The sequence below is a fragment of the Lactobacillus sp. RTP31084st1_F9_RTP31084_210423 genome (assembly GCF_040919545.1).
In the GTDB taxonomy this organism is placed as follows: domain Bacteria; phylum Bacillota; class Bacilli; order Lactobacillales; family Lactobacillaceae; genus Lactobacillus; species Lactobacillus paragasseri.
The window spans coordinates 311,530-326,738 of record NZ_JBCOVH010000002.1; the positions used below are offsets into that span (position 1 = coordinate 311,530).

22 protein-coding genes are annotated in these 15,209 nt (G+C 35.1%); 19 read left to right on the top strand and 3 right to left on the bottom strand.

Annotated elements, in window-relative coordinates; all coding sequences use genetic code 11:
• The first annotated feature begins 1 nt into the window (after position 1).
• The 13 genes from rpmJ to AB5359_RS06850 all read left to right on the top strand — a co-directional run bounded on the left by rpmJ (position 2) and on the right by AB5359_RS06850 (position 8,223).
• Positions 2-118 (top strand): 50S ribosomal protein L36, encoded by a 117-nt coding sequence (gene rpmJ, locus AB5359_RS06790; protein ID WP_003647815.1) that lies wholly within the window; start codon positions 2-4, stop codon positions 116-118.
• Positions 119-151: 33 nt separating this feature from the next.
• On the top strand, positions 152-499 hold the full coding sequence (gene rpsM, locus AB5359_RS06795) for a 30S ribosomal protein S13 (protein ID WP_003649457.1): 348 nt from the start codon (positions 152-154) through the stop codon (positions 497-499).
• Between the two features lie 24 nt (positions 500-523).
• A complete protein-coding gene (rpsK, locus tag AB5359_RS06800) occupies positions 524-913 on the top strand; it encodes a 30S ribosomal protein S11 (RefSeq protein ID WP_003647813.1) in 390 nt (129 codons plus the stop codon).
• Between the two features lie 45 nt (positions 914-958).
• Positions 959-1,897 carry a DNA-directed RNA polymerase subunit alpha gene (locus AB5359_RS06805; protein ID WP_003649455.1) on the top strand — a complete coding sequence of 313 codons (939 nt, stop codon included), beginning with the start codon at positions 959-961 and terminating at the stop codon, positions 1,895-1,897.
• Between the two features lie 26 nt (positions 1,898-1,923).
• On the top strand, positions 1,924-2,307 hold the full coding sequence (rplQ, locus tag AB5359_RS06810; RefSeq protein ID WP_003649454.1) for a 50S ribosomal protein L17: 384 nt from the start codon (positions 1,924-1,926) through the stop codon (positions 2,305-2,307).
• A 179-nt stretch (positions 2,308-2,486) separates the two neighbouring features.
• A complete protein-coding gene (locus AB5359_RS06815; protein WP_020807217.1) occupies positions 2,487-3,335 on the top strand; it encodes an energy-coupling factor transporter ATPase in 849 nt (282 codons plus the stop codon).
• On the top strand, positions 3,311-4,177 hold the full coding sequence (locus AB5359_RS06820) for an energy-coupling factor transporter ATPase (protein WP_048685624.1): 867 nt from the start codon (positions 3,311-3,313) through the stop codon (positions 4,175-4,177). The genes AB5359_RS06815 and AB5359_RS06820 overlap by 25 nt, the downstream gene beginning before the upstream one ends.
• Positions 4,174-4,971 (top strand): energy-coupling factor transporter transmembrane protein EcfT, encoded by a 798-nt coding sequence (locus AB5359_RS06825; protein ID WP_020807215.1) that lies wholly within the window; start codon positions 4,174-4,176, stop codon positions 4,969-4,971. Before AB5359_RS06820 ends, AB5359_RS06825 begins: the two co-directional genes overlap by 4 nt.
• Before the next feature lie 3 nt (positions 4,972-4,974).
• Positions 4,975-5,766, top strand: coding sequence for a tRNA pseudouridine(38-40) synthase TruA (truA, locus tag AB5359_RS06830; protein WP_020807214.1), 792 nt, complete (start codon positions 4,975-4,977; stop codon positions 5,764-5,766).
• 102 nt (positions 5,767-5,868) lie between these two features.
• Positions 5,869-6,312 carry a 50S ribosomal protein L13 gene (gene rplM / locus AB5359_RS06835; protein ID WP_003647806.1) on the top strand — a complete coding sequence of 148 codons (444 nt, stop codon included), beginning with the start codon at positions 5,869-5,871 and terminating at the stop codon, positions 6,310-6,312.
• Positions 6,313-6,325: 13 nt separating this feature from the next.
• Entirely contained in the window at positions 6,326-6,721 is a 396-nt protein-coding gene (gene rpsI, locus AB5359_RS06840; RefSeq protein WP_003647805.1) for a 30S ribosomal protein S9, read from the top strand.
• Positions 6,722-6,955: 234 nt separating this feature from the next.
• Positions 6,956-7,255, top strand: a complete 300-nt coding sequence (locus AB5359_RS06845; protein WP_223891588.1) for a hypothetical protein — start codon at positions 6,956-6,958, stop codon at positions 7,253-7,255.
• A 101-nt stretch (positions 7,256-7,356) separates the two neighbouring features.
• Positions 7,357-8,223 carry an NmrA family NAD(P)-binding protein gene (locus AB5359_RS06850; RefSeq protein ID WP_048685626.1) on the top strand — a complete coding sequence of 289 codons (867 nt, stop codon included), beginning with the start codon at positions 7,357-7,359 and terminating at the stop codon, positions 8,221-8,223.
• A gap of 252 nt (positions 8,224-8,475) precedes the next feature.
• Here AB5359_RS06850 and AB5359_RS06855 read toward each other — a convergent pair whose 3' ends face one another.
• Positions 8,476-9,060: a DJ-1 family glyoxalase III gene (locus tag AB5359_RS06855; protein WP_048685628.1), complete on the bottom strand. Its 585-nt coding sequence runs from the start codon at positions 9,058-9,060 to the stop codon at positions 8,476-8,478.
• Positions 9,061-9,335: 275 nt separating this feature from the next.
• Here AB5359_RS06855 and AB5359_RS06860 point away from each other — a divergent pair, with 275 nt between their 5' ends.
• Positions 9,336-10,025 (top strand): histidine phosphatase family protein, encoded by a 690-nt coding sequence (locus tag AB5359_RS06860; RefSeq protein WP_048685630.1) that lies wholly within the window; start codon positions 9,336-9,338, stop codon positions 10,023-10,025.
• 26 nt (positions 10,026-10,051) lie between these two features.
• Here AB5359_RS06860 and AB5359_RS06865 read toward each other — a convergent pair whose 3' ends face one another.
• The gene (locus AB5359_RS06865; protein WP_003649440.1) at positions 10,052-10,375 is read right to left on the bottom strand and encodes a helix-turn-helix transcriptional regulator; all 324 of its coding nucleotides are present in this window, start codon (positions 10,373-10,375) and stop codon (positions 10,052-10,054) included.
• A 97-nt stretch (positions 10,376-10,472) separates the two neighbouring features.
• On the opposite strand from AB5359_RS06865, the gene AB5359_RS06870 reads away from it, so the two are divergent.
• The 5 genes from AB5359_RS06870 (at position 10,473) to AB5359_RS06890 (ending at position 13,608) form a co-directional block, all read left to right on the top strand.
• Positions 10,473-11,357: a cation diffusion facilitator family transporter gene (locus AB5359_RS06870; protein WP_003649439.1), complete on the top strand. Its 885-nt coding sequence runs from the start codon at positions 10,473-10,475 to the stop codon at positions 11,355-11,357.
• Between the two features lie 65 nt (positions 11,358-11,422).
• Positions 11,423-11,680 (top strand): hypothetical protein, encoded by a 258-nt coding sequence (locus AB5359_RS06875; RefSeq protein ID WP_020807208.1) that lies wholly within the window; start codon positions 11,423-11,425, stop codon positions 11,678-11,680.
• 1 nt (position 11,681) lies between these two features.
• The gene (locus AB5359_RS06880; protein WP_020807207.1) at positions 11,682-11,867 is read left to right on the top strand and encodes a hypothetical protein; all 186 of its coding nucleotides are present in this window, start codon (positions 11,682-11,684) and stop codon (positions 11,865-11,867) included.
• An 18-nt stretch (positions 11,868-11,885) separates the two neighbouring features.
• Positions 11,886-12,563 carry a 2,3-diphosphoglycerate-dependent phosphoglycerate mutase gene (locus tag AB5359_RS06885; RefSeq protein WP_368279865.1) on the top strand — a complete coding sequence of 226 codons (678 nt, stop codon included), beginning with the start codon at positions 11,886-11,888 and terminating at the stop codon, positions 12,561-12,563.
• A 109-nt stretch (positions 12,564-12,672) separates the two neighbouring features.
• Positions 12,673-13,608 carry an AAA family ATPase gene (locus tag AB5359_RS06890; protein WP_368279866.1) on the top strand — a complete coding sequence of 312 codons (936 nt, stop codon included), beginning with the start codon at positions 12,673-12,675 and terminating at the stop codon, positions 13,606-13,608.
• 66 nt (positions 13,609-13,674) lie between these two features.
• Here AB5359_RS06890 and pepC read toward each other — a convergent pair whose 3' ends face one another.
• On the bottom strand, positions 13,675-15,024 hold the full coding sequence (pepC, locus tag AB5359_RS06895) for an aminopeptidase C (protein WP_048685634.1): 1,350 nt from the start codon (positions 15,022-15,024) through the stop codon (positions 13,675-13,677).
• Positions 15,025-15,209: the final 185 nt, after the last annotated feature.

The window sequence follows — 15,209 nt, forward strand, 5'->3', positions numbered from 1 at the left end:
CATGAAAGTTAGACCATCTGTTAAACCAATGTGTGAACATTGCAAGATTATCAAAAGACATGGTCGTGTTATGGTGATTTGCTCTGCAAACCCTAAGCACAAACAACGTCAAGGTTAATAGTTATATATTTTTATTAGGAGGTGCAATTTAATGGCACGTATTGCTGGTGTTGACTTACCCAGAAATAAAAGAGTTGTAGTCGCATTAACTTATATCTATGGTATTGGTGAATCAACTGCAAAGAAGATTTGTAAAGATGCTGGTATTTCTGAAGATATTCGTACTAATGACTTGACCCCAGAAGATCAAGAAAAATTACGTAGCGAAGTAGATAAGTACCGTGTTGAAGGTGACCTTCGTCGTGAAGTTAGTCTTAACATTAAGCGTTTAGTTGAAATTGGTTCATACCGTGGTATTCGTCACCGTCGTGGATTGCCAGTTCGTGGACAAAATACCAAGAATAATGCTCGTACTCGTAAGGGTTCAAAGAGAAAATAATTTATTAAATAGGAGGTTAAGTTAATGGCTGCAAAGAAAACAGCACGTAAACGACGTGTAAAGAAGCATGTTGAAAGCGGCGTTGCTCATATTCATTCTACGTTTAACAATACCTTGGTCATGATTACTGATGTACAAGGTAACGCAGTCGCATGGTCTTCCGCTGGTGCTTTAGGTTTCAAGGGTAGTCGTAAGTCTACACCATTTGCTGCTCAAATGGCCGCAGAAGCAGCTGCAAAGTCTGCAATGGATCAAGGCATGAAGCATGTTGAAGTTTCAGTTAAAGGACCAGGTGCAGGTCGTGAAGCTGCTATTAGAGCACTTCAAGCTGCAGGTCTTGAAATCACTGCTATTCGCGACGTTACTCCAGTGCCGCACAACGGTTCCAGACCACCAAAACGTCGTCGTGTCTAGTTTATTCCTGCGTGCAGGACATTACGTTTTGAAAGGGGCCCAGTAATGATTGAATTTGAAAAACCAAATATTACCGTAGTAGACCAAGAGGAGGCATACGGTAAGTTTGTTGTCGAACCACTGGAACGCGGTTTCGGGACTACTTTAGGTAACTCACTCCGTCGAGTTTTACTTACTTCTATTCCAGGTACGGCACTTTCTTATATTCAGATTGATGGTGTGTTACATGAATTTTCAACAATTCCTGGCGTTAGAGAAGACGTCACAAAAATTATTCTTAATTTGAAGAAACTAGAGTTAAAGTCACTCTCAGATGAAGAAAAAATTGCCGAAATCGATGTAACTGGTCCAGCAATCGTAACTGCTGCTGACTTAAAGGTCGACTCTGATATTGAGGTCTTAAATCCAGATCAATATATTTGTAGTATTGCTGATGGTGGCCATTTGCATATGAACGTTGCGATCAAGAATGGTCGTGGTTATGTTCCCGCAAGTGAAAACAAGACTGATGACATGCCTATTGGCGTCATCCCCGTTGATTCACTCTTTTCACCAATCAAAAAAGTTAACTACCAAGTTGAAAGTGCTCGTGTTGGTAAAAGAGACGATTATGACAAATTAACTTTAGAAATTTGGACTGATGGTTCAATCACACCTAATGATGCCCTTAGTTTCGCTGCGAAGATTCTTGTAGAACACTTCAAAGTATTTATGTCTACTGATATGGATGCGCAGTTTGATGATGTAATGGTAGAAAAAGAGGACGATAAGAATGAGAAGAAGCTTGAGATGACGATCGAAGAGCTTGACTTATCTGTTCGTTCATATAACTGCTTGAAACGTGCAGGAATTAATACTGTTCAAGAATTAACTGATAAATCTGAAGCAGATATGATGCGCGTACGTAACTTAGGACGTAAGTCATTAGAAGAAGTAAAGAATAAACTTGCCGAACTTGGTCTATCACTTCGTCAAGATGACTAAGTTGGAAAAATAAGGAGGGAAAACTCATGGCATACCGTAAATTAGGTCGCGATAGTGCACATAGAAAAGCAATGCTTAGAGAAATGACTACCCAATTGATCATGAACGAACGCATTGTTACTACTGAAACCCGTGCTAAAGAAATCCGTAAAACTACCGAAAAGATGATTACTTTAGGTAAACGCGGTGATTTAAGTGCTAGAAGAAAGGCTGCTGCTTTTGTTCGTAATGAAATTGCTGATATTCATGAAGAAAAAGATGCAGTTGTTGTAAAATCAGCACTTCAAAAACTTTTCAGTGACATTGCACCTCGTTACAAAGACCGTAATGGTGGTTACACTAGAATGTACAAGTTAGCTAACCCACGTAAGGGTGATGCTGCTCCAATGGTAATCATTGAATTAGTTTAATTGCGCAAAATATAATATTATTTTATAAATCTTTCACAAAAGCGAGAATAAGCGTGATGATGGTGGCTTTTGCCTAGTCTAGCTTAGATGTTAAATCATCCCTCTTTGTGGATGATTTTTTTTTGCTCTTTTTTTATAATTGATACAATGACATATTTGAAAAAGAGCAAGTGATATTTATGAAAGACAATATAGTAACCGTAGAGCATCTTTCTTTTACTTATAAAGACAGTGAGGAACCTGCAGTAAAAGATGTTAGTTTTTCAATTCCTAAAGGTACTTGGACCACTTTGGTTGGTCATAACGGAAGTGGAAAATCAACTATTGCTCGTTTATTGAATGGTATTCTTTTACCAGATGATAATCCTAATACTTTGATCAATATCGATGGTATAACTCTAACTGAAAAAACTATGTGGGATATTAGAGATCGTGTGGGAATTGTATTTCAAAATCCTGATAATCAGTTCGTGGGAGCTACGGTTGAAGATGATGTAGCTTTTGGTTTAGAGAACCGTCAAGTCCCTCGTACCAAAATGAAAAGCATTGTTCAGGATGTACTTAATCAAGTAGAAATGATAGCTTTTCAAGAAAGTGAACCCCAATATCTTTCTGGTGGTCAAAAGCAAAGAGTTGCTATTGCAGGAATTTTAGCAATTGGTCCGAAATTGATAATTCTAGATGAATCAACGAGTATGCTTGACCCAGCAGGAAAGTCAAAAATTCTTAGGCTTATAAAAAAATTACAAAAAGAAAATGAGCTAACAATATTTTCAATTACGCATGATATTAATGAAGCGGTGCACGCAGACCAGATTTTAGTTTTAAATAAAGGCAGCTTGCTGGCTAGCGGTTCGCCTGGAGATATATTTAAAGATGATTCTCTTATTAGAAGCGCGGGGTTAGATCTTCCTTTATTTTATAAAATAAAAAATAAGCTAATAAATGAAGGAATAAGTATCCCGCAAGAAGTCAATACTGAGGAAAAGTTGGTGAACTATTTGTGTCAATTGAATTCAAAAATGTAGATTATATTTATGCGCCAGAAACTCCATTTCAGACTCAAGGATTAGCTGATATATCTTTTAAAATAAAAAGTGGCTCATTTGTTGCAATTGCTGGTCATACGGGAAGTGGTAAATCTACCTTAATGCAGCATTTTGATGGCTTATTATTGCCAAGTAGTGGAGCAGTTAATATTGCTGATAAGACTATAACTTCTAACACTTCTAGCAAGTCTTTAAAAGAAATTAGAAAAAAAGTTGGTTTAGTATTCCAGTTTCCTGAAAGCCAATTGTTTGAAGAAACAGTTCTTAAAGATGTCATGTTTGGACCGCTTAATTTTGGCTTTTCGGAGCAAAAGGCTAAAGAACAAGCTATTGAGTGGATAGAAAAAGTGAGTTTATCTGAGCAAGTTATGAATAAATCTCCCTTCGAACTTTCTGGTGGACAGATGCGCCGAGTAGCAATTGCTGGCGTAATGGCTTATGAACCAGACATTTTATGTTTGGATGAACCAGCTGCTGGCTTAGATCCTGAAGGACAGAAGCAAATGTTTGATATATTTAAAAATTATCAACAGGAAGGACATACTGTCATTTTGATCTCGCATAATATGGATGATATCAGTCAATATGCAGATGATATGCTGGTTCTTGAACATGGTCGTTTAATAAAGCATGCAAGTCCAAAGGAAGTTTTTTCTGATCCTAACTGGGTAAAGGAGCATTTTTTAGATGAGCCTGCTACTAGTAAATTTGCTAGAGAATTAGAAAAGGGTGGCTTTCAATTTTCAGAAATGCCTTTAACTATTGATTCTTTAGTAAATAAAATTGCAGATGAATTAAAGGCGAAGGGAGGAAATGAATGAGTAAAATTATTATCGGTCGATATATTCCTGGGAATTCTGTCGTCTATAAGATGGATCCAAGAGGGAAAATAATCGCTACTTTTTTGTTTATTGTCATTATCTTCCTAGCTAATAACTGGTTATCTTATCTCTTTCTATCTTTTTTTACTTTACTTGCTGTTGGAGCAACTAAATTAAAACCAAAAGTATTTTGGGATGGAGTGAAGCCTTTAATTTGGCTGATCCTTTTTACATCAGTTTTGCAGCTATTTTTTACTACTGGTGGAAAAATTTATTGGCATTGGGGAATTTTTAATATTAGTGAATACGGCATTCAAAACTCTATTTTTATTTTTATTCGTTTTGTAATGATTATTTTAATTTCTACCGTTCTCACTCTGACAACAACTTCATTAGAAATTGCAGATGGAATGGAATGGATTCTAAGACCTCTTGGCTACTTAAAAGTTCCTGTAGCCCAGATTGCACTTGTAATGTCGATAGCACTCCGTTTTGTACCGACTTTGTTAGATCAGGCTGTTAGAATTATGAACGCTCAGAGGGCACGTGGAGCAGATTTTAATAGTGGTGGATTAATTAAAAGAATTCATGCAATTATTCCAATTTTAATTCCTTTATTCATTAGTTCCTTAACAATTGCAATTGATTTAGCTACTGCAATGGAAGCTAGAGGCTATCGAGAAGGGGCAAAAAGGACGCGCTATCGTGTTTTAAAATGGTCAAAGTATGATTGGATTAATCTGGGATATTTTGCCCTCTTGACGCTGATTTTATTACTTACAAGGACATATTAAATAATGACTACGAGATATAAGTTGACAATGGCATATGATGGACACCTTTTTCATGGCTTTCAAATTCAGCCTAATGAGCGGACTGTGCAAGGCGTAATTGAAGAAGCACTAAAAAAGATGACTAAAGGAAAACGGGTAGTGGTGCATGGATCTGGAAGAACTGATGCTGGTGTTCATGCTAAAGGTCAAGTTATCCACTTTGACTATCCAGGAAAAGAGATTCCAGCTAAAAATATGATGCTTGCTCTAAATGCATTAATGCCAATTGATACAGTTTTTTTTGATAGTGAAATTGTTAATTCAGATTTTCATGTGCAATATTCTACTAAAGGAAAATGGTATCGCTATATTGTAGATCAACATCGTTTTACTGATCCTTTTAACCGTTTTTATACGGGACATTATCCATATCCATTAGATATTGATTTAATGCAAAGGGCTGCTAAAGATCTGATCGGAAAACATGATTTTACTAGTTTTGCAGCAAGTGGTGGACAAATTGTTGATAAGGTACGAACAATTTATTACGTAAATATCACTTCTGATCCAGATAATAAAAAAATTATTTTTGATTTTATTGGAAATGGATTTTTATATAACATGGTTAGAATTTTAGTTGGTACTTTACTGGAGATTGGTAATAAAAAACGTCCAGTTGATGATATACCGAGAGTTTTAGCAGCAAAAGATCGACAAGAAGTTCGCACGACAGCACCAGCAAGTGGATTATATTTGCAGCATGTTTTTTATGAAGAAGTTCCTAAAAAATATCGATTAGACCTTAAAAAAGATTGACTTTTTGAGCAAAACGACGTAAATTAGTATACGTATGTTTGTCCACGATAGGCCCCGGAAACTTATTGTTTGTCAAACAGAAGAAAAACGGAGGAATTTAAAGTGCGTACTACCCCATTAGCTAAAACTAGTGATATTAAACGTAAGTGGTATGTTATCGATGCGACTGATGTTTCACTTGGTCGTTTATCAACTGCTGTAGCATCAATTTTAAGAGGTAAGAATAAGCCTCAATATACACCAAATGTAGATACTGGTGATTATGTTATTGTTGTTAACGCAGGTAAATTAAAGTTGACTGGTAAAAAGGCAACTGATAAGATCTACTACCACCACTCAGATTACCGTGGTGGTTTAAGAGCTACTCCTGCCGGTGAATTATTAGCTAAGAACCCAGTAAGATTAGTTGAATTATCTGTAAAGGGCATGTTGCCAAAGAATACTCTTGGTCACCAAGAATTCATGAAGATGCATGTTTACGCTGGTGAAGACCACGAACACGCAGCACAAAAGCCTGAAAAATTAGACATCAACGAATTAATCTAGGAGGTTTTAAATAATGGCACAACAAGCAGCTTACGCTGGAACTGGTCGTCGTAAAGATTCTGTTGCCCGCGTACGTTTAGTACCAGGTAACGGTCAAATTACCATTAACAAAGAAGACGTAACTAAGTACATTCCATACCCTAACTTGGTTCAAGATATGAAGCAACCATTAGCATTAACTGAAACTGAAGGTCAATACAACGTTGAAGTTAATGTTAACGGTGGTGGTTTCTCAGGACAAGCTGGTGCAATTCGTTTAGGTATTGCACGTGCACTTCTTGAAGTTGACCCAGATTTCCGTGGTCCACTTAAGAAGGCTGGCATGTTAACTCGTGACCCAAGAATGAAGGAAAGAAAGAAGCCAGGTTTGAAGAAAGCCCGCAAAGCTTCACAATTCTCAAAGCGTTAATATTTATATTACGTTTTTATCGAAAAGACATCTCGAAAGAGGTGTCTTTTTTTGTCAGGTGTAATTATTCAATATAAAAATATTATGTTTTTAGAGAGTTAAAACTAATAATAGGGAATAATAATGATTATATACACTAAATATAAATTTAATGGTGAAGTATTCTTTTCAAGATTTTTCAATTTTGAAGAGATAATGGATCGTAAATATAGTTGCTTGGGATAAATGACTCGAGTGACTATAAAAGGTGGAAAGACTTATGAAGGTTTTGCTGATGAACCTTATTTGTCAGATAAAGGTAAATGTTTAACTTTAATATGGTATGATATCGATTATGGCACTTTAGGGTTAAGAAGTGGTAAAGTAACCACAATATTTATACCGTTAGACATAATTATTGGAATTGAGTCAATTTTACACAGTAATCCACGTTGGGGACATCCACCAATTAATGAATTTATTTTTAGTAGTGAGTTAAGATCAAAATTAATGGAATTGCATGAAAAATATATGCAAAGTGAGAGAAAAAAGTAGTCTAATGAACTATACTTTTAAACTTCGCTTAAGAAATTGTGAAAGTTTTGAACTATAATAATATAGACAAGTTATCCTAAGAAAGGTTCTATATTGTTTACATGAAATATTTAATTACCGGAGCAACAGGTAACTTAGGTGAAAAGGTTACTCGTTGGCTTAGAACTATGACTCCCGAAAATAATATTCGAGTTGGAATTCACAATTTAAAAAAAGCGAATAAGTTTGACGACTTAGATGTTGAAAAGGTTAAACTAGATTACTTTGATTTAGATACACTTGAAAAAGCAGTTTCTGGCGTTGATTTGGTTATTTATATTCCTAGTATTACTTATGATTTGCAAAGAAGAATCACAGAATTTGAAAATGTACTGCAAGCTGTGAAAAAGGCAAAAGCAAAGTTGATTTTTGTCAGCTTTTTTGCGGACCAAGAAAATAATCCTTTTGTGATGTCACCATTTTATGCTTATGTTCCAAGGCGACTAGCTAGTTCCAAGGTTGAATATAGTATTGTTAAAAATAGTCTTTATGCTGATCCTTTAGTTCCATATCTTGAAGAATTAATTAAGCGTAAGAACATTATTTATCCTGTTGGTGCACAACCACTTTCTTTTATTACTCGAAATGATAGTGCACATGCGATTGCATGCCTAGCTATGCAGTCTATAATGCGTGATCAAGGTCAGTCTTATTTACTAAGTATGGATAAAAACTATAATATGGTTGAATTGTCCTACATCATGTCGCGAATTACTGATCATAAAATTGGTTATGCACCAGTCACAATTACTGAATTTGCTAAAATTTATGCCCAAGAAGGCGATGGAAAAGAATTAGCATCAATGTATGCTGGTGATGCAAAGGGCCTATTAAGCGCAACATCAGACGATTTTCATCGCTTAACTGGACGTGAACCAGAAGAGATGGAGCATTTTCTGCGAAACGGCTACCAGATAGCTCGTTTATAAAAGAATTCTATATTAATACATAATATTTCAAGTTAAAATAAAAAATGTTATACTATAGATAGTAAGTGCTGAGAGAAAATTAATTGTAATTAAAGTGTAGATGCAGAGCCGAGTAAGACCGTAGGCATGCTAGTAATACACAGACTTTTAGCTTAGGGATGAGGGTAAAAGTCAACTTCTTATTTTAACTGTTATATACGAAAGAAGAGATCAGACATTAAAATCTGATCTCTTTTTCGTGAAGTCTATTAATTAAAGACTAGCATTAATATTCTTAGCCAAGTAGTCGTAAAGCATACCTTTCTCTAAGTCACTGGTATCATGTCCGAGTGTCCGAGCGATAGTGTAAGCATATGCCCAAGCAGTAGCTGGACCACGACTAGTGATAATTTTATGTTCTTGGTCAACAACAGTGATGTCAGTGCTAAAGTGACCATTTGGACATTCTTCTTCGATTTGTTTTTCAAAGCCTGGATAACAAGTATAGTTAGCACCTTCAAGTAAACCGTAGTGCCCTAAAGCGATTGGAGCTGCACACATTGCGGCATCCCACTTACCTGCTTTATTTCTTTGAATCATCAAGTCTGCAAGCTTTTTATTATTTCTTAAATTCAAAGCGCCAGTTCTGCCACCAGGGAAGGCAACAAGATCATAATCAAGAAGTGAGTCATCCACAACCTTATCACAGGTAAGTAAGATATGATGATCACCATCAATTTCTTTTTTATCTAGTCCGACCATGTCGCAGTCAATATTTAAACGACGTAAGACATCAACGACACTTAAGCCTTCAACTTCTTCACAACCGTCTGCAAAGACAACAGCTACTTTTGGCATAAAAAAGTCCTCCTTTTTAGTAATTACTATACATTCTTATTTTAACGCAATGACTTTATCTTTTTTTATTTGAAGATTGAAAAAAATAACTAAAAATTGCGTATATAAATATAGAGAGGAAAATGAAAGAATGGGTGAGGATCTTGTAGTAGAAAATATGTGAAACACTAAATATAGTATTGATTTTTAAAATACTTGAAATAACGCAGTATTCTGTTAACATTGAGATAATTGTAATAAAATTTGTGAAACAATTTAAGGAAAGAGGGTAAAAAATGGCTACTGAAGTTTATTTAGTAAGACATGGAGAAACGATGTTTAATCAGTTGAATAAAGTTCAAGGTTGGGCTGATTCTCCATTGACTGTAAAAGGAATTAATGATTTAAAAGTAACTGCTGCTAATTTATCTCAGGTTCACTTTGATAAAATGTATAGTTCTGACTTGAAGCGAGCCATTGATACGGTTCACTTAATTGCAGATACAAATGAAGTTTCAGAAATTGGCAAAATAAAAAAGCTCCCAGCCTTTCGCGAGGTATTTTTTGGAACTTTTGAAGGCGACGATATTGATGAAACTTGGAGAAAAGTTGCGAAAGCTGGTGGCATGAAACCAACGAGTGATGTGGTAAAAATTATTCAGACACTTGGTATTCATGATTTTCGCGAAGCTACTAAAAAGGCTGATCCCCGTCACTTAGCTGAAGACGCCGAGGCACTAGATAATCGCATGGATCAAGCAATTAGTCAATTAGCACAAGAAACTAAAGGATTAGGAAGAGTATTAGTAGTATCTCATGGTGACTTTATCAAGACTTTAGGTATTAAATATTGGGATCAAGCAAGTGGTGATCATGATATTCCATTTCCTGATAACGGAAGCGTTACTCGAGGAATTATTGACGATAATGGAAAATTTAGAATTATTAATTATGGTGTAAAAAATACTGATATTCCAAATTTATAAGATGTAACTACTTTGTTGCATCTTTTTTAGTATAGGTTAGAGGGATGTTCTTTAGCGGTATGTTCAACATGCTCAATCATTGCGTCGATCATTGATAAGACATCAGGATCATTTAAAAAGTAAAAAACGTGTGTCCCATGCTTGTGATGTTTAACTAGATTGTACTTTTCTAAAATTCCTAATTGTTTTGACACGACGGGTTGAGCCAATTCAAGTGTAGTTGCAATTGTTGAAACATCGACTTCTTTAGAAGAATTGCGTAAGAAAAATAAAATTGAAATTCGTCTGCTATTACTCAAAACCTTGTATATCTTAGCTGCTTCGTTAACTAGGGATGTGTTTAAACTCATTATGATCACCAAACCTCATTGACAATATATCGAAAATGGAATATTATACTTTCTGCATATAAGTATACCAGATTCGATATATTTATGGAGAAAAAACATGAAAGATAAATCATCATTACGCTATTTTTGGGTAACACTATTAAATATTATTATTACAATTGCTGAATTTATTGGTGGGGCAATTTCTGGCTCGTTAGCTTTGCTATCTGATGCTGTGCATAACTTAAGTGATGTTGGTTCGATAGTTTTAGCTTTTGTAGCTAATTTAATTTCTAAAAGAAAAAGAAATACTAGCAAAACCTTTGGTTATGATCGGGCCGAAATTTTAGCAGCTTTTACTAATGGAATTATTTTAATTGTAATTAGTATCTATTTATTTATTGAAGGGATTCAACGCTTCAGCCATCCAGAACCGATTAGAGGGACAATTATGTTGATTGTTTCTTTAATCGGTCTAGCCGCAAATGTCATTTCGATGTTTGTAGTTATGAAAGAGGCTAAGACTAGTCTTAATGCTAAAGCTACCTTTTTAAATATGCTTTCTGATGCAATTACGAGTGTAGCGGTAGTTTTAGGCGCAATTGTTATTTCGATCTGGAAAATTTATTGGATTGATCCAGTATTAACAATCGCTGCGTCGGTATTTTTACTCAAAGAAGCATATGAAGTAACAATTAAGGCAGCTAATATTTTGATGGAGACAAACCCAAGTATCGATTTGAACAAGGTAAATGAGTTAGTCTTGTCTTGTCCACATGTGAATAATATTCACCATGTCCATGTCTGGCAATATTCAGATAATGTGACAATGCTAGATGCTCACATTAATGTGGATAAGAACTTAGATGCTGTTCAGCTAGAAAAAATCTATACAGAAATTGCAAAAAAGTTAAAATCTCTTGGAATTAATCATGTAACATTGCAAGCAGAATGCACGCGCGGAATTGATGATAAGATGATTTTTGCAGATAAAGAAGATTAGTTATTCTGGTTTTGCTGCTATTTGGTAAAATAGGGGCAAAGCCTTTTATTTTTAGGGAGAAAAAAATGAAGTTCGATACAGATGACTTAAAAGCAAGCCTAAAAAATTATCAACAAAAAGCTAGTGATCAATTTAAAGATTTCGCTGAAAACGATTGGCCTGACATTAAAGATCATGTGACAGAAAAAGGACAACAAGCGGGCGACTATTTGAAGAAAAATGGTGGAAAAGTTTATCAAAATTCTGTTAAAGCTTTTAAAAAAGGCGTTAGAGATCTTGATCAGTGGGTAAACGGAACTAGCGTACATAAGGACGATAAATAATATGAAAGTAAATATTTGGGTAGCATTAATTGTCTTGGTAGTTGGTTTATGGGACTTATATTATGCTTATAATCGTTATCAAGAAAAGAAGATAACTAAAAGAGGTAGTAAAGCAGACGCTATTTCTTTTGCAATTTTAGGGACAATTTTTACAATTGGCGGAATTATTATGCTGTTTATGCATTAGGATTAGGTGGTAAGAATTTTGGTTAAGTTGGTTTTAGTTCGACACGGCGAGAGTATAGCAAATCGGGACAATGTTTATACTGGCTGGAATGATGTGCCATTGAGTAAAAAAGGAATTGAACAAGCAAAAGATGCGGGGCTCAAAGTAGCAAAAATTCCTGACTTTGTGCCAACTCATATTCATACTTCCGTTTTGTCGCGTGCAATTATGACTGCAAATATAATTGCGGATGTTTGTAGTTTTCTCTATTTACCAATTACTAAAACTTGGCGCTTAAATGAAAGACACTATGGAGCTTTGAGAGGCATTAATAAAGATGTTTCAAAAAAGATCTTTGGTAAAGAACAAGTATTAAAGTGGAGACGTGGGTTTGATAGTGTACCACCGCTTTTAACTCAGCCCGTTCAAGACCGCAGATATCAAAAGTATGATATGCGCTTAATGCCGCAGGGAGAAAGTTTGCATCAAACTCAAGAACGATTGATGCCATATTTTTGGGATCATATTGCACCTGAATTAATGTACGGCCATGATCAATTGATTGTAGCTCATGGCTCAAGCTTGCGCGCTCTTATTAAAAAAATTGAGGGTATCAGCAATGAGGATATTGTGAAGGTTGAAGTTCCAAATGCAGAACCAATTGTTTATACTTTTGATTCTGACTTGCATATTATTAAAAAAGAAATTTTACACTAAGCGAGCAGACTTTTGGTCTGCTCCTTTTTTAATAGTTTGTATAGGTGTTTTTATGGTAAAATTTTTTACGAGTATATTTGAACAAATTCTTGTAGAGTAGGAGAAAATAATGCGTAAAATATTTTTATTAAGAGGAGCACCAGGATCAGGTAAATCTTCCTTCATTGCTCGTCACCACTTGCAGCCTTACGCTATTTCTCGTGATGAAATTAGGCTGCTCTTGGCGGATTTGACGGTCTATTATGAAGAAAGTACTGATCATTTGCACCAAGTTATTCCTCGTCATGTAACTGTGCGTACAGAGCAAATGGTTGATAATTTGGTCCAGCATAAAATGGCCTACGGCGAAACTGTCATTGTCGATGGCACACATATCACACCTGATAAAATTGAACATTTTCGTCCTTGGGTTGAAAAATATCGCTACGAACTATTTGTAGTTGATTTAATGCAAAATAATAGCTTAGAAAGCTTACTACGCAGAAATCAAACTAGAATGCACTATGACTGGGTTAAACCTGATGTAATTAAGATGATGTATGAACAATATGAAGCAAATCCAGAAGTACCATCTTGGGCCTATTCGATTTTACCCAATGGGATGGAAAGAGCTTTGAGCCAAAGGGAAAAGAACCTAGATCATTATTCACATGTGGTTTGTATACCAGATAAGGTTAAGCCAGAAGATTTTCCACATGTTCATATTTCTAATTTTTATTTTTCTTTTAATGATGAATTTACTAGAAAATATGGACCTTATCGAAATGTTATAACCTTAGCTAAGACTCAGGATGAGGTAATTGAACAATTTAGACTTCCATATTTTGTATTTAAGTTCCACCACAAGCATTTCTTAATTTCTGCTTATCCAATTCGAAATGAAATGTTAGATCCTATTCGAAAAGTAAAAGGAGTTTGGTCTTACTCGACTGGGCTATATAATGTAGCTGATTTTGTAAAAGAATTTCCAGAAAATGAACATCAACATGTTCATCAGTTCAATTTAAGTAAGATTGACCCTACTCGCTTGCTACATATTTGGTAAAAAGAAAACACTTCAAACTGTATTTTTAACAGTTGAAGTGTTTTTTGCTTGTTTTAAGAGTTAAAATTAATAGTTTTTAGCTAAAGCGCCCATTGGATCCCAAGGAAGTAATTGAATTGGGGCTTTGCTTCCTTCATCAAATGCCTTCTTTAAGTCGTCGCTAAGGTATTTCTTGTTGATAACTGCTTGGTAAACAAATTTATCAAACCATTTATCACTCATGACAAAGTAACCTTTAAATCCTGGTTTTTCGCCCCAAGAATTTTCAATCTTCCACTTAGTAGGTTTGCCATCTACTAAGTCAACACCAGTAATAACCATGGCGTGATCCATCATGCTTTCCCCTGAATCAAGCATATCAGCTTTTGACATATCAAAGTTAACATCAAATAAATCATCACGCTTGTATAATTCGGTGTCTAGTAAACCGGCTTGGCGTTCAGAGTCCTTAACAACATTTGAACCAAACCAAACAACTTCACCATTTTTAAGTTGCTTGATAATTAAGTCCTTCATTTCATCAACTGGTAAATTCAAGTGACGAACTTGACGACCGCCTTCAACATTTCCTAAGTATTCAACAGAAAATACCTTATGGAAAGGCTTATCTTTAGTTGGTGCATTAATTGTGGAAATGTATTCGCTCAAGTCCCAGTTAACATATTTCTTGAAGAAGTCTTGTGGACTCAAGTCAGCATCTCTGTGGTAATTACCATCATCATCTTTATATTCAAAATCAAATTGCTTAGGTGGAACACCAAGAGAAATTGCTAAAATACGGTAAACTTCGCGAAGCATTTCATTCTTGCGTTCTTGAACTTCCGCTTCACTCTTACCAGCTTGAACCATCTTACGTAATTCAAGACCATCTTTTCTAAGTAAGGTGTTCAAGGTATCGTTTAATGCACTAGAGTTAGTTGCATTAGCTGTTTCTGGGTAAACTTTCTTAGGAACAATACCGTATTTTTCAATAATTCCGCAAAGCATATCCCATTGACCACCATCTTGTTGCGGAGTAGCAAATAGGAAAGCAACTTTACGATCGCCTAAGTCCTTGTCAGCAGTAGCGATTACATTTTCAAAGAACCAGTTTGATTTTTCAAATTTATCCCAGAAGTTAGTGTAGTTTTGAGATAATTCAAAATCTTTAATTTTGAAGTTCTTTTGAATTGAATGACGCATAGTGTTTAAAGCACTGAACATCCAGCAACGGCCAGATTGTTTTTGGTTAGCAACTTTACCAGTATCAATTTCGATTGAAAAAGTTGGATCTAAATCAATCTTAGTTTGTAAATTTTGACTAGCCTTGAAAATACCGTTTTCTTGAGCAGCACGAGCTGCAATTTTGTTAGCTTTACTTGAGTTAAAGTCATTTTCAAAGTCATTAATAAGATCGTTTGTGATTTCCTTGCTCATAGTCTTCCTCCTTAATTAAAAAAAGCTTAAGTATATTTTAGCTTAAATTAAAGATAAACGTCTAGTGATTGAGAAAAAGAATATTGGTTCATAAAATTTATTAAAAAAATAAATGATTTTTTTCGTATATATAATCAGGGACATCTTACGAGAATTAACGTAAAATATAGGTCTAGGAAAAAGAG

Coding starts and splice junctions, on each gene's coding strand:
- rpmJ (WP_003647815.1), top strand. CDS start 2: ATGAAAGTTAGACCATCTGTTAAACCAATGTGTGAACATTGCAAGATT.
- rpsM (WP_003649457.1), top strand. CDS start 152: ATGGCACGTATTGCTGGTGTTGACTTACCCAGAAATAAAAGAGTTGTA.
- rpsK (WP_003647813.1), top strand. CDS start 524: ATGGCTGCAAAGAAAACAGCACGTAAACGACGTGTAAAGAAGCATGTT.
- AB5359_RS06805 (WP_003649455.1), top strand. CDS start 959: ATGATTGAATTTGAAAAACCAAATATTACCGTAGTAGACCAAGAGGAG.
- rplQ (WP_003649454.1), top strand. CDS start 1,924: ATGGCATACCGTAAATTAGGTCGCGATAGTGCACATAGAAAAGCAATG.
- AB5359_RS06815 (WP_020807217.1), top strand. CDS start 2,487: ATGAAAGACAATATAGTAACCGTAGAGCATCTTTCTTTTACTTATAAA.
- AB5359_RS06825 (WP_020807215.1), top strand. CDS start 4,174: ATGAGTAAAATTATTATCGGTCGATATATTCCTGGGAATTCTGTCGTC.
- truA (WP_020807214.1), top strand. CDS start 4,975: ATGACTACGAGATATAAGTTGACAATGGCATATGATGGACACCTTTTT.
- rpsI (WP_003647805.1), top strand. CDS start 6,326: ATGGCACAACAAGCAGCTTACGCTGGAACTGGTCGTCGTAAAGATTCT.
- AB5359_RS06850 (WP_048685626.1), top strand. CDS start 7,357: ATGAAATATTTAATTACCGGAGCAACAGGTAACTTAGGTGAAAAGGTT.
- AB5359_RS06855 (WP_048685628.1), bottom strand. CDS start 9,060: ATGCCAAAAGTAGCTGTTGTCTTTGCAGACGGTTGTGAAGAAGTTGAA.
- AB5359_RS06860 (WP_048685630.1), top strand. CDS start 9,336: ATGGCTACTGAAGTTTATTTAGTAAGACATGGAGAAACGATGTTTAAT.
- AB5359_RS06865 (WP_003649440.1), bottom strand. CDS start 10,375: ATGAGTTTAAACACATCCCTAGTTAACGAAGCAGCTAAGATATACAAG.
- AB5359_RS06870 (WP_003649439.1), top strand. CDS start 10,473: ATGAAAGATAAATCATCATTACGCTATTTTTGGGTAACACTATTAAAT.
- AB5359_RS06875 (WP_020807208.1), top strand. CDS start 11,423: ATGAAGTTCGATACAGATGACTTAAAAGCAAGCCTAAAAAATTATCAA.
- AB5359_RS06880 (WP_020807207.1), top strand. CDS start 11,682: ATGAAAGTAAATATTTGGGTAGCATTAATTGTCTTGGTAGTTGGTTTA.
- AB5359_RS06890 (WP_368279866.1), top strand. CDS start 12,673: ATGCGTAAAATATTTTTATTAAGAGGAGCACCAGGATCAGGTAAATCT.
- pepC (WP_048685634.1), bottom strand. CDS start 15,024: ATGAGCAAGGAAATCACAAACGATCTTATTAATGACTTTGAAAATGAC.